The 16305-nt window shown below is 38.6% G+C and carries 20 protein-coding genes; 18 read left to right on the plus strand and 2 right to left on the minus strand.

The window, feature by feature from the left end; genetic code table 11:
• Positions 1-2: 2 nt before the first annotated feature.
• The 13 genes from H3R33_RS02250 to H3R33_RS02310 all read left to right on the plus strand — a co-directional run bounded on the left by H3R33_RS02250 (position 3) and on the right by H3R33_RS02310 (position 9519).
• Positions 3-581, plus strand: a complete 579-nt coding sequence (locus H3R33_RS02250) for a DUF2612 domain-containing protein (protein WP_198184677.1) — start codon at positions 3-5, stop codon at positions 579-581.
• Positions 582-2318, plus strand: a complete 1737-nt coding sequence (locus H3R33_RS02255) for a hypothetical protein (RefSeq protein WP_198184678.1) — start codon at positions 582-584, stop codon at positions 2316-2318.
• 11 nt (positions 2319-2329) lie between these two features.
• Positions 2330-3232 (plus strand): glycine-rich domain-containing protein, encoded by a 903-nt coding sequence (locus H3R33_RS02260; protein WP_198184679.1) that lies wholly within the window; start codon positions 2330-2332, stop codon positions 3230-3232.
• A gap of 22 nt (positions 3233-3254) precedes the next feature.
• Complete coding sequence (locus H3R33_RS02265; protein ID WP_198184680.1) at positions 3255-4091, plus strand: hypothetical protein; 837 nt, start codon at positions 3255-3257, stop codon at positions 4089-4091.
• 45 nt (positions 4092-4136) lie between these two features.
• Positions 4137-5177, plus strand: coding sequence for a tail fiber domain-containing protein (locus H3R33_RS02270; protein WP_198184681.1), 1041 nt, complete (start codon positions 4137-4139; stop codon positions 5175-5177).
• Positions 5174-5581 (plus strand): hypothetical protein, encoded by a 408-nt coding sequence (locus tag H3R33_RS02275; RefSeq protein ID WP_198184682.1) that lies wholly within the window; start codon positions 5174-5176, stop codon positions 5579-5581. The genes H3R33_RS02270 and H3R33_RS02275 overlap by 4 nt, the downstream gene beginning before the upstream one ends.
• Positions 5582-5747: 166 nt before the next feature.
• Positions 5748-6944, plus strand: coding sequence for a CotH kinase family protein (locus H3R33_RS02280; RefSeq protein WP_232351104.1), 1197 nt, complete (start codon positions 5748-5750; stop codon positions 6942-6944).
• A 303-nt stretch (positions 6945-7247) separates the two neighbouring features.
• A complete protein-coding gene (locus tag H3R33_RS02285) occupies positions 7248-7796 on the plus strand; it encodes a Panacea domain-containing protein (RefSeq protein WP_198184684.1) in 549 nt (182 codons plus the stop codon).
• A 6-nt stretch (positions 7797-7802) separates the two neighbouring features.
• A complete protein-coding gene (locus H3R33_RS02290; RefSeq protein ID WP_198184685.1) occupies positions 7803-8270 on the plus strand; it encodes a hypothetical protein in 468 nt (155 codons plus the stop codon).
• 70 nt (positions 8271-8340) lie between these two features.
• Positions 8341-8595: a hypothetical protein gene (locus H3R33_RS02295; RefSeq protein ID WP_198198860.1), complete on the plus strand. Its 255-nt coding sequence runs from the start codon at positions 8341-8343 to the stop codon at positions 8593-8595.
• The gene (locus H3R33_RS02300) at positions 8595-8837 is read left to right on the plus strand and encodes a hypothetical protein (RefSeq protein WP_198198862.1); all 243 of its coding nucleotides are present in this window, start codon (positions 8595-8597) and stop codon (positions 8835-8837) included. The genes H3R33_RS02295 and H3R33_RS02300 overlap by 1 nt, the downstream gene beginning before the upstream one ends.
• 37 nt (positions 8838-8874) lie before the next feature.
• On the plus strand, positions 8875-9147 hold the full coding sequence (locus H3R33_RS02305) for a hypothetical protein (protein WP_198184687.1): 273 nt from the start codon (positions 8875-8877) through the stop codon (positions 9145-9147).
• An 18-nt stretch (positions 9148-9165) separates the two neighbouring features.
• Positions 9166-9519: a hypothetical protein gene (locus H3R33_RS02310; protein WP_198184688.1), complete on the plus strand. Its 354-nt coding sequence runs from the start codon at positions 9166-9168 to the stop codon at positions 9517-9519.
• A gap of 101 nt (positions 9520-9620) precedes the next feature.
• Here H3R33_RS02310 and H3R33_RS02315 read toward each other — a convergent pair whose 3' ends face one another.
• On the minus strand, positions 9621-10577 hold the full coding sequence (locus tag H3R33_RS02315) for a hypothetical protein (protein WP_198184689.1): 957 nt from the start codon (positions 10575-10577) through the stop codon (positions 9621-9623).
• Positions 10578-11007: 430 nt separating this feature from the next.
• Here H3R33_RS02315 and H3R33_RS02320 point away from each other — a divergent pair, with 430 nt between their 5' ends.
• From H3R33_RS02320 to H3R33_RS02335, 4 genes are all read left to right on the plus strand, one after another.
• Positions 11008-11667: a hypothetical protein gene (locus H3R33_RS02320; RefSeq protein WP_198198864.1), complete on the plus strand. Its 660-nt coding sequence runs from the start codon at positions 11008-11010 to the stop codon at positions 11665-11667.
• Positions 11639-12730, plus strand: coding sequence for an ImmA/IrrE family metallo-endopeptidase (locus tag H3R33_RS02325; RefSeq protein WP_198198867.1), 1092 nt, complete (start codon positions 11639-11641; stop codon positions 12728-12730). The genes H3R33_RS02320 and H3R33_RS02325 overlap by 29 nt, the downstream gene beginning before the upstream one ends.
• 85 nt (positions 12731-12815) lie before the next feature.
• The gene (locus H3R33_RS02330) at positions 12816-13334 is read left to right on the plus strand and encodes a hypothetical protein (RefSeq protein ID WP_198185185.1); all 519 of its coding nucleotides are present in this window, start codon (positions 12816-12818) and stop codon (positions 13332-13334) included.
• A gap of 16 nt (positions 13335-13350) precedes the next feature.
• Positions 13351-14142, plus strand: a complete 792-nt coding sequence (locus H3R33_RS02335; protein WP_155568907.1) for a Dam family site-specific DNA-(adenine-N6)-methyltransferase — start codon at positions 13351-13353, stop codon at positions 14140-14142.
• A 181-nt stretch (positions 14143-14323) separates the two neighbouring features.
• On the opposite strand, the gene H3R33_RS02340 is transcribed toward H3R33_RS02335, so the two are convergent.
• The gene (locus H3R33_RS02340) at positions 14324-14767 is read right to left on the minus strand and encodes a GNAT family N-acetyltransferase (protein WP_198185186.1); all 444 of its coding nucleotides are present in this window, start codon (positions 14765-14767) and stop codon (positions 14324-14326) included.
• Between the two features lie 189 nt (positions 14768-14956).
• On the opposite strand from H3R33_RS02340, the gene H3R33_RS02345 reads away from it, so the two are divergent.
• On the plus strand, positions 14957-16255 hold the full coding sequence (locus tag H3R33_RS02345) for an SEL1-like repeat protein (protein ID WP_155566981.1): 1299 nt from the start codon (positions 14957-14959) through the stop codon (positions 16253-16255).
• The last annotated feature ends 50 nt before the right edge of the window (positions 16256-16305 follow it).

Below are 16305 nucleotides of genomic sequence, written 5' to 3' on the forward strand. Positions count from 1 at the left end.
ATATGACAGCTTATGACAATAGTTTTACTGATCTAATCACCTCGGAACATCAGGACAAACCCAAGTTTGTTCAAACAGTTGCCTTTTCATGCCAGGGTTTTGCAGATTTAGTCAATCTCTGTGAAAGAGCCTATAAATATTATGATTTGGACACGGCGACTGGAACACAACTTGATGCTGTTGGAATGTGGGTTGGATTATCTCGATATGTCGCACTTGATATTGAGGCTTTTTTTTCATGGGATACGGAAAAATTGGGATGGGATGAGGGCATATGGTGGGAAATTGGTAATGCAAAAAATGAAATCGCAAAATTATCCGATAATATCTACAGGACTTTTATAAAATTAAAAATAGCTTGCAATCATTGGGATGGAACGCTTCCAGGTGCAATAAATATCATTAATTACGCGATTAAGCCGAACGGGTATGTTGCTGATATTGAAGAAAATAATATGAATGTGACCTTTTTGATAAAAGGTTCAGTTTCAAAAATATGCAGGTCAATGATTGAAAACAATTATTTGCCTTTAAAACCTGCTGGGGTAAATGTCATATACAAATTTGAGGAAAACCAATAAATGGTAAAAAATAATATTTATCCTTGGGCACAAGGAATAAATGCCAATGTTCTGACAGATGAAGAATATGTTGATGCACTATCAACAAATGGAATATATGAAAATGGTGTGAAATCAGGAATTGCATCATCATCACAAATAAACAAAACATTGAGACAGGCTACAGTTCCGGCATCCGGTCTGTCACAATTTATTGTAAACACTTTAGATATTGATGTGAATGATAATGACTCTATTAATATATTTTCAGATAGAATAACGAATTCCATCTTGAAATTGGCACAGATAAACCCTTTTAACCAATCTTTTGCAAATGCTATCGGTGGATATAGAAAATATGCAATTGTTAGTGGTGATAACAATAATTTTTGGGTTTCCACAAAAGATAATAATCTAACCATTCCTGGAAATGTAAATTCTGATTGGGTCAATTTATTTGATAGTGCTATAAAATGGGCTAATTCAGAATTTTTAAGATTAAAATCAGAAACCAAACAAGAGGTTAAAAGTGATGTTAAATTTTCCAAATTATTGGAAACCAACAATCAGACGGTAAACGGCAATATCGATATACGCGGTATCGAGAAGTCCGATGGCAAGGTGAACATCAGCAAGATGATCCATCTATGGATCAGAGATGACGTGTCAGGATGGATGAATGTCGAGGAGATAATCGGTCTGGTAACCAACATTGTTGTCGGTGTGCAGGGTGGTGGGACAACAAACTATTTCCGTCTCAGCAATATGGGAAAATTAACATGCAATGATCTCCAGATCAACGAATCCATAAACTGCGACACGATTACAACCAACAATCAGACGGTAAACGGCAATATCAATATGTATGGTATTGAGAAGTCCGATGGCAAGGTGAACATCAGCAAGATGTATCATATATGGATCAGAGATGACGTGTCAGGATGGGTGAATGTCGAGGAGATAATCGGTGACAGAACCAATATTGTTCTTGGTGTGAAAGGTGGTGGAACAACCGGCTATTTCCGTCTCAGCAATCTTGGAGATTTCTCATGCAATTCGATAACAGCGGGCATGATAAACGCATCTGGAAATATTCATGCAGGCAGTGCCGACATATCCGGTAAAATGAATGCCAACACCATTGAGACGCCTGGTGACATCACCATCAATTCCGGAAACAGGACATGGGATGATGGCGGACATTTCAATGGAAACGCACTGTTCTGCAAAAAAGATGACGGCCTGTTTTATAAATTATGGCTCTATGATCAGCTGAATGTTGGAAGCATGGTGAAACTGAGCGTCAATGACAAGTATGAGTTTCATTTTCGTGACAATGGAACCATTGATGCCAAAGAGTTCAACGGGGTTTCCATGTCCGCATTTTGCGCAGACCTTGCGGAATACTATATTGCCGACGAGAGATATGATCCAGGGACGCTTGTGAAAATAGGCGGTGAGAAAGAGATAACGAGAGCCTCCATAGGGGGCTTTTTTTATGGGGTAATCTCAACAGCCCCAGCCTATGTGATGAATACGGCAATCAGGGACGAGAGGAACGCGTTGCCGGTCGCACTGGCAGGCCGTGTTCCCGTTCTCATGACAGGCATGATCGACAAGGGTGATCCCATAACCATTTCCGAAATATCCGGTGTGGCGAGAAAAGCGGGAGACGGTGAGAAACATATCGGATTTTCCATGGAAAACAGTCATGAAACGTCAATCCGTCATGTCGAGTGCGTTATCAAACAGAACTAGGGTGGGAAACAATGCACAACTATGAGGGAAACACACTTTTTATCAACGGTATTTTTTATGCGGATGATTACAACGAGGTCGTTCGTAAATACCGTAGGGAGATGGACGGCTTCGACCATTACATGATCAGGAAGGGCGACCTGATAACGGCGGATATCTTGAATGACCTGAGCAACGGGGTGAGAAACCACGCGTCCCGGAACGGATACAGTATCGGGAAGACACCGCGTGTGCTGGTGGCCGGCGTTGACCTGATACCGAAGATGGAATGGGGAGAGGCGATATGGAATGATCAGCCTGTCATTGAACTGACAGCCGGCCAGTATGACTACGTCATTCCCAGGGGATGCCGCAAGATGAAAATCGGATGGCTTATCGCCGGTGGCGGCGGTGGCGGTGGCGGTGAAGAGGGCGGCGGAGGAAAATCTGGAGGTGGCGGCGGTTCAGGCGGTTACCGGCAGGATATCGTTCATGACGTGATGCCCAACCAAAAGGTTTTTTTACAAATCGGGAACGGTGGAATTGGCAATTATGAGGTAGGGGGCAATGGTGGTGACAGTTTTGTAAGGATTGATGAAACAGAGATACTCAGGGTGACAGGCGGTGGCGGTGGAAACACACCCTATGCCGGAGGCGGCATATTGGACACGGCTGGTGGCAAGGGGGGAAGTCCCAATGGTGCAGACGGGGGACATGGTGTCGATAACGCCACAGAGGATGATCACCTTGGGGGTGCTGGTGGAGGCACACCACTGGGACAGGGTGGGACACCAAACTGGGATGACAAGGCACAATCCGGTTCCGGTTATGGAGCCGGTGGTGCGGGTGGATGCACCAGGGACAGACAGAAACCCCATACATGGCAGGGAGGGGACGGTTCCACAGGTTACATAAAATTCCAGTTCACACGTTAACTAGAAAATCAGGATATAAATAATGGTGTATGATTTTTCAAAAAGCCAAAAAAATACAAAGATGACTATACCTTATCAAGATGAATCCAAAGATACCGCAACGGATAAAGACAAACCAAACAATATACAGAATAACAAGGAAACAGATGTTTCACAGACTGATCGTGAAATATTTGAATTGCCTGGCGGATGTCTTGGGAGTACCAGACTGAAACTGTCATGCAAGGGGCCAACAGAAAAGAAATTCTACAGTTTTTCTGTAAGGAACCGCATGCTTGCGGATGACAGGATTGCATCGGTGAAGGTTGGGCCTGCCAGTGACAGCAAGGTAACGGCTGACAAATACACATTCCAGGACCAGACTTTCACGGTTCGACTGAGTGGCGGTGAGTTGAACTCGAATGTTCCCGTTCGTTGCGAGATAACGACAGAACATGAGGAAACGCTTGATTTTGTCTGTATCCTTCCCATTCGCGAGGAGGGAATACTTTACGAAAATCAGGACGGTATTGTTGTCGTTATGGGGGCTACAGGTGTCCGTGGCAACGGTATTCGCTCCATCGCGATGGGCAATGATGCCAATCTTGAATTCTCAATGGATGACGGGACAGTCATCAGTGTGGATACGGGACTGTTCAGGGACGATAACGGACAGATCGTGGCGATTGATCAGGTCGCGTCATTGCCTGATGACTTTTCAGTAAACGGAAGCGTTTTCCTCGCACCGGACAGCTATGTCAACGGTGGCAAGTCCATGCCGAAAGGATTGTCCCTGGACGGCAATATCGTTCTTACGGACGGCAGTGTCCATTACAGACACAGCATGAACAATGGCGGCGTTCTCTGCTCGCCAGACTGACATGCAGACCTAAAACCTATCAATAAAATCAAACAGGATATTAAAATGGCTAACAATTCTCCAAAAGACCTTGATCTTTCCGCATGTACCGTTTCAATTGATGGTGGAGTCACACCAAAGACAATCTCTGAAGTCGCCAAAACGGTAAATGATATAAACGGCAATATCGCCAATATCAATGCGGCGGCTAATGAGGCGAAGAAGGGTGTTGACGATATCAACCAGAAGATAAACCCCGATACCTATTTCACGAAGGACGGAGCGAACAAACCCCTTGGAACCACAATTCTTGATAAAACCGGTCAGTTCACCTATCCGCCTCCAAAAATTGATGACGGTTTCACCTGGATCAATGCGGGCCTGAGAGCAATAAATGATGATTATACACAGGATTATGAACCCAATCCAAATTCCAGGGAAATTCACATGCAGTATTCCGTGAACTCCGATGGGAATGAGGGAAACAACAAGACTTTTGTCAACACGATATGGTCGGACGGAACCAATGCCAATTTCGCTTTCGGGGCCATTTCCTTCCATCCCCTCAATGATGGCGGTGGTGATCTGGGACGTGGGGGGAATTCATGGAACAATGTTTTCACAAAGACCGCACCAAACGTGACCTCGGACAAAAATGTCAAGACCGTCACGTCCATCCTTGATGAGAAAGCCGGAAATTCAGACAAAAAACTGATGGAGGCCCTGTATAATGTCAATGTTGTCAATTACAGGCTGAATGACGCGATAAAAGAGAAGGGTGAGGACAAGGCGCGTGTCCATACAGGTTTTATCGCGCAGGATATCGAAAAGGCGATCATGGATGCCGGACTTGACCCGTCCGATTATGCCATGTGGACGCAGGATGCATCACCTGAATTCAGGATGGTGGATACAGGAGAGAGGGATAAAAACGGGAACCCGATCCTCAAGTCTGTCCAGGAAATGCCAAAGGATGAGAAAGGGAATGTCATTTTACGCCAGAACCTGAGATATACAGAGGTTCTCTGCATGCTTTTGGCCGCTCATAAACAGAAGATCAACGATCTCGAGGCACGTCTGGTGAAACTTGAGGGCAAATCAAAATGAGCCGGTTTGACATGACACAGGGTCTCGCGAAAGGATCGTTGGGACAGGAAATGACAGGCGGGCAGATTGTCGACCGTCTGTCTGCCGGTATACCGGTTGAAAACAGGATCGTGAATGATCCGGCCATTACCCTGATGTTCCCGAAATCGGGAGAGATCAGCTATCGTCTTCTGTTCCGGAAAGCGTGCAGTATTTCACTCGGTAAAGGGCAAAAGGGTCAGCTGCAACGCATGACAGTCATTCTCCAGCAACCCTGTGAGGGGAATTGCGAGGTTGAGTTCGACGCATCTGTCAGATGGCATGATAAACAGCCTTTTATCGATACAAGGGCGGGTTCGGTGACTATTGTCGAATTCATGTCTGACGGTATTGGAAACTATTATGGAAGGTTGATCTATGGCTGATCTATCCAAACAACCAACGACAGGATTTGTCAATAACGGCAGCCTTGTCCAGTATGGAAATGACAACACGGCTGGTGACTGGGACTATATCGTGATATCGAAACCGGACAGGCCATGGAGGGTCTCTATCAGGGGGGACATTCCGGCAGGCAAGGACGGTGTGGATATGAGTGTATCCGTTTTCGAGGGAACAATACCCCTGTTTTCCTCGACAGGAACATGGAACCTGCAGGGACAGACAAGCCTTAATTCCGCAAAGAAAAATTTCAAGATCAAGTTCAAAAATGCGGAGACAGGTAAAAAACTTAAGGTGAAAATCGGGGACTGGGCCCCTATGAACGGTCTTGTCCTGAAAGGCTACGGAACAGACAGAACCCTGCTCAGGGATATCGTCACAACCGAGATATGGCGGAATTTCCATCGGGATGAGGCGGGGCTGCTTGCACCGGCCTCCGCCTATTCCTATTATGACAGGGACAATCTCGGAATGAGAACATCAGTGCTGTTTTCAACCGACGGTTTTCCATGCGAGCTGTATCATGACGGGGAATTCCTTGGGATGTATATAATAAGGTCGGACAATGACAATGACCAGTACCTGATTGATTCATCGAACCCAAGACATTTTCTTGCCCAGCCCGATCATGCCAGCACGTTCTGGACAGACGGTAACTACAATCCTCAAGAATGGGAGATATACTCGCCCGATCCGAACACGGATGACAGTGTCAGTTTCCTGAAAAGATTCCTGCGATGGTCTTCGGACTGTATCGCGGGCAGGGTGAGCATGAAAGAGACATATCGGGAATATATCGATCTTGAATGTTTCATTGACTATATCCTGCTCTGCGAGGTCTGTTTTTCCCCTGACAGTCTGGTGAACAATTTCATGCTGTGCAGCTGGAATGCCACGCCGGCATCGGGTGTCACGTATATATATCCCTACGATGAGGACCAGACATTCGGTATTGTCGATCAATATCTGAGTGCGGATGACAGTGATCCTTTCAGGATTGGATGGATAACCAAACGTGACAGGATGATTGACGGGCAGGATCCGGTATTCTTTGAAACAATCCATAACAGTTTCACGCCGGAAATACGGGCGAGATGGCGTTACCTTAGGGACACGGGAAAGATATCCCACGAAACATTTTCAAAAATCATCAAGGACAAATCAGACCTTATCAATCCGGACATGATAAGGAAAGACCTTGATTTGTGGATCATGAACGCAGAGGTCGGACTGGGAAATGGCAAGGTCATTTCAGATGATGGCAAGAAATGGTCGGTGAATTTCATCCTTAATTTCGCCAAACGCCGTATCCAGTGGCTGGATCAGCAATTCAGGTATTACGGATAGGAGGGAATTGCCTAGAGATATCATCTGGTAACATTTTGTTTCCAGGCAATCATATCGGTTGTACAGGTTGTCATTTTGTGTATAGCCAATATCTTCTATCCCTATTGCTTTTGGGTCATCCTCTTTCCATAATCCAATATAGATGGATAAATTAGCTTCATTGTTGTATAATGTAGGATAATGTAGGATAATGTTGTAATAACATAGGTTGTCGTTTATCATTGATAATATTAAATAAACTTTACTAGTACAATTTTTTATGACGATACCACTATATTTTTTAATAAAAGGAGTTCAATTAAGATGATGGAACCCCGTAATGTAAATTCTAAAAATCAAGGTTATGACGCCAGAGCAATTGCAAATTATTTTTTATATTTGGCAAAAAATAGTGGTAGACAGCTTACTAATATGCAATTGCAAAAACTCCCCTATATCGCACATGGTTGGAGCCTTGCCTTAAGAAACATTCCACTTATCCGAGACCCAGTTGAAGCATGGCGTTATGGGCCTGTTTATCCTAATTTATATTCTTCATTGGCAATATATGGTTCAGGCTCGGTTATGGAATCTATAAGAGAAAATGATAGTAGCCCTGGTGCCTGGGCTTTGGATAAAAGAGGAGATGAGGTTCAGGCGAATTTGACCCAAGATGACATAAACCTGATTAATGCGGTATGGAATAATTATCAAGATTTCAATGCTTTTCAATTATCAGCTTTAACGCATCAACCTGATACGCCCTGGAGTAAGATTCATAATAAATTTGGTGACAGATCAACAATTCCTAATGAATTAATTAAGGATCATTATAATAATTTGTTAGAAAACAGAAAAAAAAATAAAAGGTAATCCTCAATGTCAGATTTTAAAAGTAATGAGACGTATGACGAGGAAATTTTATCTGCTATTAAACCTGAATTTTCAATAAAAGAAAATTTTAATGAAAAATCTGACAAAAAGATAATTGGAGATTTGGATCAATTAAATAATACCCAAGAAGTTTTTCATCAGGAATATATTTTTAAAATAATAACGTCGGTTAATAATCGTTATAATGACAATACATATTTACGTAAAAAATATGCTTATTTGATATTTTTATTTTTATATTCTTTTACATATTTTATTTTTATTATTATTTTTTTTCAGGGATTTAAGTTTAACCATTTTCATCTAAATAAAAATGTCATGATGATTTTGGTTGGGACAAGTATTATCGCGGTGATTGGAATGGTAAAGATTGTTTTACATGGACTATTTGTTACTCGTGAAGAAAATGTCTTGGAATTGATAAAACGTAACTTTCTAAAAAATAAAAAATAATATCCATAATATAAGAAATAACAAACCACCTTAACGGGTGGTTTTTTCATGTCTGGAAAAGGAAACACAGATGGAAAATATAATACTTATTATCAAGTCCGTATGCTCTTTTTTATGGAAAGGGAAAGGGTTGATCATGGCGGGACTGCTTTACCTGACAGGCCGAAGGGCCGCGAATAGAAACAACCTGATCAGGACACAGGATGAAGTCATCAAAAATGACCGGCATACCATTCAGACTGTTCAGGCAATGCAGCAGGCAGCCAATCATTCACCTGGAAACATGGAGGAATTGGAAGATGTGCTGGAGAAAGGGCAATTCTGATGAAAGCCATTATTTTACTCGCGGCGGTTTTTCTTGCGGCATGCTCGTCATCACCACGCGTTGTCTACCGGATTGAATGCCCGCCGTTGAGGGATTACACGTCCCAGTCACAGGAAAAGCTTTCCAGCGAGATCAAGGCGTTAAAACCTGACAGCGAGATCATTCGTTACCTGCTGGATTACAAAAGCCTGCGTGACATGATCATGGCATGCCAGAACACCAGAGATACCAGCCACCGCTAGGGTGGTTTTTTTATGTCTATATCCAAGGAAAAAACAAATGGATTTTTTTGCCGAGCTTCTGCAATATATCATCAATGTCCTGCCCAGCAATGTGGCGGGTGATGTTGTCGCGGTTGTCACTTTCATCGTGACCCTGTGCACCCTTGTCATACGGTTCTGGAAAGAGCCTGATCCAAAAAGCGGATTGCACAGGCTGTGGTCTCTCATTCATCTTCTTGCCTCTTTCAGGCTGCCAGACAGGCAGGCTGGAAAAGATGGAAAGAACGGGGATGGCACCAATGGAAAACAGGCGACACCAAAAACATCGTAACCATTGCCCGGGTGAGTGGTGGAGCTCGATACTGCTGGTCATGACGGGAATGTATGCACTTGCATATTTCATGGCCGGCAACATCTTTCACTGTTCGTTCGTCAATGGGTTCAGGGCTATCCTTCCGGCCTGTATTTGGGAAGGGTCATTCATACTTACAGGGACGCTGCAGCTTGTTTCATTGATGTGCGGAAGTTTCAGGTTGAGGGGTGTGGCCTCTTTTCTGGCGGCATCCCTTTTCATATGGGGGGTGCTGAACATGCTTGTCTACGAGAGGCACTGGCATTTTGGCATTGTCGCCTGGGGAACATTCGCTCTGGTGAACCTTTACACCCTGGCAAGAATACTGGCGGGGGTGATAAGGGATCATGAATACAGTCTATGAGTTTTGCAAATGGTGGTGGCTGAACAATTGTGAGTGGATCAGGATCCATGATCCCTGGGTCATTCCGATCATAGCGATCTGCATACCGTTAAGCATGGTCATTCACGCCATCTGTGCCATTGTCAGGATTTGGCGGGGTAGATAAAAGTTTTAATAATTCTTTATATTCACCTTTTTCTTTATCTAATGCGGGGAAATAGTCTGAAGTAAATTTATCAAAGTTATAACTTATATATACAATTTTATTATCATTTTTATCATCTTCTTCAGTAGGCAAATCATTAGGTTGATATTCGAATAAGCTATCTAAATATTTTAGAGATTTATCTGCAGTAAGTAATTGACAATTAATTTGTTTTGATTCGCAATTTTCCTTTTCTTGTTCCCTATCCATTTTGAGTATAAGTAATCGTTTGTGTATATTATTAACGTCACAAAAAGCGTTATATGCATTAAAATTTTCGCCAAATTTGAAAACGTGTTTAATATTTATAGCAGATTTACCAGATATATTCTTATGTTTACAAGCAATTAGTATACAACTCATAACAATTGGAGCGAAAGGATTTAAATTATATTGTGACGCTATTTTTATAATTTTTTTACAATTTTCAAGGGCTTTTTCGTTAGGAAAATCTTTATATAAAATTTTGTTCATTTTATTTAAAAAATTTATAAAATCATTATTTTTTATTGATTTTTCAAAGGACTTCTCTTCCTCTTCGTTTGGAAAACGTAATAAATATTTTAATATATCTAAATCATGTTGAATATATTTACAATTTTCTTTTATAAAATTTATAATTTTATTATATTCATTATTTATATAAGCATGCATCTCCTCCATTGTAGGAAATCGTTTTTTGTCACTTTCTAAAATGGATAAGTTAAAACTAAGATAAACGTTAGGTTTATCATTTTGTTTTATTAAATTAATTATTTTTTTAGCATTATTATCAAGTTCTTTTTTTTTATTAAAAGATTCCATTATACTAATAGTATTTTGGTCGCACAATAAAACAGTTATTACTTTAATATTACTCATAATTATAATTTTATTAAATTAATAATTCTAAAAAGGAGATAAAAATTACTCTTTAATTTCAAATTATAAAAGGCGCAATTCTTATAAAGAACCTGCCTATTCTCTAATTGAATAAAAGTTTATATCTTATGTAATTATGCTATAAGTGGCAGATATTTCAAAATAAATTAAATTTTATTAAATATATGTAATAGAACTAGGATTAAAAAATTCATGCTTGAACATAGTTTGATCATTGAAAGCTTATTTTTTAATAAAATTAAAAAATAAAGGAAAATCTTCTGTAAAATTTATAAAATATTCTACAATATGAAATATTTTAAGAATATTTTCTCTTGTAAAAGACAGTATGAATGTTATCGTAAATATAAATGTTTATTTTTATTGAAAGTTTTAAAATATGTATAAAGATAATTTTAAGGCTCTGAAATTGCGTGAAGTGGATATCCTTATAAATGTTGCAATACAAGGGACAAAAACAGGATTAAAAAAAACTGAAATTATGAATTGTCATTTAGAACCTCGTATTAAAAATGGTCTTGTTACCACTGTTTTATATGGTTATCTAAAAGGGTTTTGTGTTGATTCAAATTATTGGTTTTGTTTTGAGGGTGGTAAAGAGAATAAATATTTAATTTATAGGCACTCAGAATACGCTTTGGTTTTTAAAATCAGGAAAACAAATCCTATTGATACACTAAATATAAGAAACGGGTTATATAATAGGTCAGAGAGTAGTAAATATTATATAGAACATAACGTCAATGGATACTTAAATCATCCAAACAATATTGCATTAAAAAATGAATTGAAAGATTATAAAAATCAGCAAATTTTCTTTTTTCATTTGGGATGGAGTTTATCCCAAAGAGATGCGGATATTATGCAGTTAGTCATATTACATACAATTGGTGATCAAAAAGCTGGTTTAGACTGGTACATGCATCTGGTTTCTGCTAATATGATAGAAGATCAAATCAATGAAACAGCAAATAATGATTTGGTAAATATAAATGACAATACAGTTAGACAAGCTAATATTATAAAATCAAAGAGGTTGAATGATGATCAAAGGAAGCAATCAGTTTAATGGTGATTTATTGCTTCTTGCACGCAATTTGAGGCGATTAACACAAAAGGAGTTGATTGCTAAAATGAACGATGGGATAACACAGGGAACATTATCAAAAATAGAACATGGTTTGCTGGAACCAACTCAAGAACAGATTGAAAATTTATCAAAAGCTTTAGATGTTCGACCCAAGTTTTTTTTCAATCATGTTCCCTTGTATGATTTTTCATACAGTTTTTATAGGACACAGAAATCCATTTCAGTAAATAATCATAAGGTGATTCAGGCCAAAGCTAATTTATACAGAATGCATATTTGTAAATTTTTAGATTCCATAGAATTTGAGCCAGAGTTGGAAGAAATCTATAAAATAAATTGTGATGAAAAAGACCCTGCCGAGGTAGCAGCTCTTCTCAAGCATGTATGGAATGTTCCATTGGGTCCAGTGTATAACATTACTTGTATGATTGAACGTGCTGGTATTATTGTCATTCCTATGGATTTTGGCACGATGAAAATGGATGGTTTTTGTCATGCGTCTTATGGAGGGATGCCACCTATTATTTTCATTAACAAGTATTTATCTATAGATCGTTATCGTTTTTCGTTAATGCATGAATTAGGACATTTATTAATGCACCGTGTCCCGAATGAAGAACAGGAAAACGAAGCAAATTGTTTTGCTGCATCTTTTTTAATCCCAGATGAGGAGATAAAACGTGATTTTGCGTTTAAATTATCCATTCAACGATTTGCGGAATTGAAAAGAAAATGGGGTGTTTCTATGCAGGCGTTAATGTTTAAGGCTTGGAGTTTAGGAAAAATCACCGATAGGGGGTTAAAATATTATCAGATTGAGATGTCCAGGCGTGGATATAGAAAAAATGAGCCTGTGGAATTGAATAATTTTAAAGAAATTCCTTCATCCTTAAGTCAATTAATCAAGGTGCATTTGGAACAGCTTGGATACTCAATGGAAGATTTGTGCCAAATAACGAATATAAATGAAGACGAATTAAGAATAATGTATGGATTAACTGAAAAGCCAAGAATTAAATTGAAACTGGTTGTAAATAATTAAGTTAATTGTTTATTTTTCTTTCTTACCCACCCATTGCGGTGGGTTTTTTATTATCCATTTCCCATTCTAAAAAGGAAAAACCAGTATGACAAAAACCACAGGTGGAATTTATCTTAATCATTTAAAACATGAAGTGATAACACCAGCCCTGAATTATATAAATCTGGGTGGTCAAAGGGCGATCAATCAGGTCACGGGAACTTTTCTGGTGGAGGGATATGCAAGCAACTATACATATCTCAAACAGCTTGGAAAGGGACCTGCGTTGGGTCCATGTCAGATGGAGCCTGTGACCTATCACGATATCTGGGAAAATTATCTCAACAATGCGAGAAGGCAACCTCTAAGAAGTCTTTTAATGCATATCGCGGGTGATTTTAACCTGGACAACAGGGGGATACCGAAACCCGAGACATTGACAGGAAATCTTTTCTTTGCAGCGGCCATGTGCCGCGTTTTCTATATCCGGATCAGGGAGATACTGCCAGATTCCCATAATGCAACAGCAATGGCCCAGTATCACAAGAAGTACTACAATACGGCGTTGGGAAAGGCGGATTGGCAAAAGAATATTAATCGTTTCCAACAAGCCATTGATTGTTAAATGAAAAGGAAAATCTATGGATAATTTAAAACCAGTTGAACCATTGGCTGGATATATTGGAGGAAAAAGAAAACTTGCAAAAAAAATAATTAATGTGATCAATCAAATACCTCATGAACGGTATGTTGAACCTTTTCTGGGTATGGGAGGTATTTTTCTAAGAAGAAATAAAATTGTTGGTGAAGAGGTAATAAATGACATTAATAAAGATATCATTAATTTATTTAGGGTAGTGCAACGCCATAAAGATGCCTTGATTGAATTATGCCAATGGCAATTATCATCAAGAGATGAGTTTTATAGATTGAGAACATTTCCAAGGGAGAGCCTGACAGATATTGAGCGGGCCTTTTGTTTCTTATATCTTCAAAAACATGCATTTGGAGGTAAAGCTAATCATAGCGGTATGAAATTATCTGGATCAAATTTCAATATTTATCTATTAGAAAAAAAAATACGGTTATTGCATAAAAGATTGTCTAAAGTGTTTATTGAGTGTTCTCCATATGATGAATTTATCATAAGGCAAGATAAAGCTAATACGCTTCATTATCTAGACCCACCGTATTTAGGTACAGAGCGTTATTATGGAAATCAATTTTCTAAGGATGATTTTTATAAACTTGCCGATATGTTAAAAAATATAAAAGGTAGTTTTATCCTTTCAATCAATAATACAAATGAGACAAGGGATATATTTAAAGATTTCCATTATCATATTGTTCCAATTAAATATTCGTGTAATTCCAGATCAACAAAGATAAATGAAGAATTGATTGTGAGTAATCATGCGTTCGAATCGTCATGATTTTTTCTGTTTTATAAGATATTTGGGCAGTTTGTAGAAAGTGGGTACAAAAGTGGGTACAAATCATTATTTATGATATTGATTTTATGTTTAATCAATAGGATAAATAACGAATATGATTCCCATCCCCTCCGCCATTCAATAAATTTTTATTCTGTATAGTTACATATCTTTAGAATAATTATTCAATTGAATTATATTTAAAATTAAAACCTTTCAATGCGATTTGCATTGGAATAAATAATATATTTTTTTTAATGAATTTTTCTCCGGATAAATAAAAATCAAATTTTTTATAAAATTCAACCGCGGTTATTCTTGCATTCAGCGTCACAAATTCAATTTTCTTTTGTTTCAGCTCATTAAGAACAGTTGTGAAAAGTTTTGTCCCAATACCTTTTCTTTGAAAAGAGGGGGAAGTTGCAAATTTACGAATTTGATAATTGTTTTGCAATTTTGGATAAATGGAAAAACAGCTGACAACCTGGTTATCAAGAATATATCCAACATGTTTTGAATATTGATCTTCTGGGTCAATACATTCCTCCACTGTTAATGAAGGCCATAAGACTTTCTGTCTGAGAGGAAGACAATCTTCAAGAGAAATTGGTTTAATGTTTTTCATGATCAAATTTTCTTAAAAAATTCAAATTGGATTTATAGGAAATATAAAGTTGTTACTGAATAAGAGGCAAGTATTAATTTAGTGTGAACAAGTATTTTCGAATTATAAATAACTAATTTTACTATTGATTATCTTCGTTTTCAGAATTATTTTGGATCTAAACATTCAATTTGAATCGATAGGGTTCATATGATTTTTTTTATAATTATTCTTTTATGTACAGGTTTCATTGCATTATTTTATATAATCAATAAATCCAATAATAAAAAAAATCATCGGATACAAACTGAAACTTCACCTGCAATACGAAACAATCCTGTTGATATAGGTTTAATGTATTTTAACGGGGATGGTGTTTCACAAAATTACAAACAAGCCTTGGAATATTTTGAAAAAGCTGCTGCATCGGGATATGCGCAAGGTATTTTGTATAAGGCTATAATTTATTACGAGGGCTTGGGTGTTAAAGCTGACGTTGAAAAAGCTTTTGAATTGTTTGAAAATGCGGCCCAAAAAGGTAATACAAAGGCAATGATGATACTGGGGCAGATTTATATGGATGCCCAAATTGTCGAGCAAAATTATCAAAAGGCCAATGAATATTTTTTAATGGCCGCTCGTCAGGGTGAGGGTGAGGCTTTATTCAATCTAGGTTTAATCTATCTTGATGGTAAGGGTGTTGATAAGGATTATAGTAAAGCAAGGGTTTATTTCGAACAGGCCGCCCAAAAAGGTAATATGGAGGCAAAAACTAATCTGGCGTTCATCTATATGAATGGTCAAGGTGTTTCGAGGGATCTTGAAAAAGCACGTGAATATTTTGAACTGTCTGCTAATCAGGGAGATCGTAAAGCGGAATATAATCTAGCTTTGATGTATTGGAATGGTGAAGGTGGAGAAAAAAATACTAATAAAGCCAGAGGTTATTTTGAGAAAGCCGCCTATCAGGATGACGTTGAGGCACAATATTTTGTAGCCAATCTGTACTTTACTGGAAATACGGTCGAATTAGATTATAAGAGGGCTTTCAGCTTTTATAACAAGGCCGCGATGCAGGGTTACGTCAAGGCGCAATTCATGCTTGGACAAATGTATGAGGAGGGTAAGGGTGTCCTCCAGAATATTGACAAAGCCGTGTATTGGTATGAACAGGCAGCCGATCAAAATGATATGAATGCTCAATATAATTTGGGATATCTTTATTTAACTGGAAAGACATCAAGAATAAATCTTCAAAAGGCCTATGATTATTTTAAAAAAGCTGCGGAACAAGGTTATGTTTTGGCTCAATTTAATTTGGGGGTCATGTATTATAAGGGAGATGGTGTTATCCAGGATAATCATAAGGCTGCGGCATGGTTTCAAAAAGCTGCCGATCAAAATCATAAAAAATCACAGTTAATCCTTGGAAAAATGTATCTAGAGGGAAGAGGAATACCTCACGATCATCAAAAAGGGATGGAGCTAATTCGATTAAGCGAAACATGATATCTGTAACTGATATATTTCATTATCAGGTTTCAAGATGAGATAAAGCG

Source organism: Commensalibacter sp. B14384M2 (genome assembly GCF_016101865.1).
GTDB lineage: Bacteria > Pseudomonadota > Alphaproteobacteria > Acetobacterales > Acetobacteraceae > Commensalibacter > Commensalibacter melissae.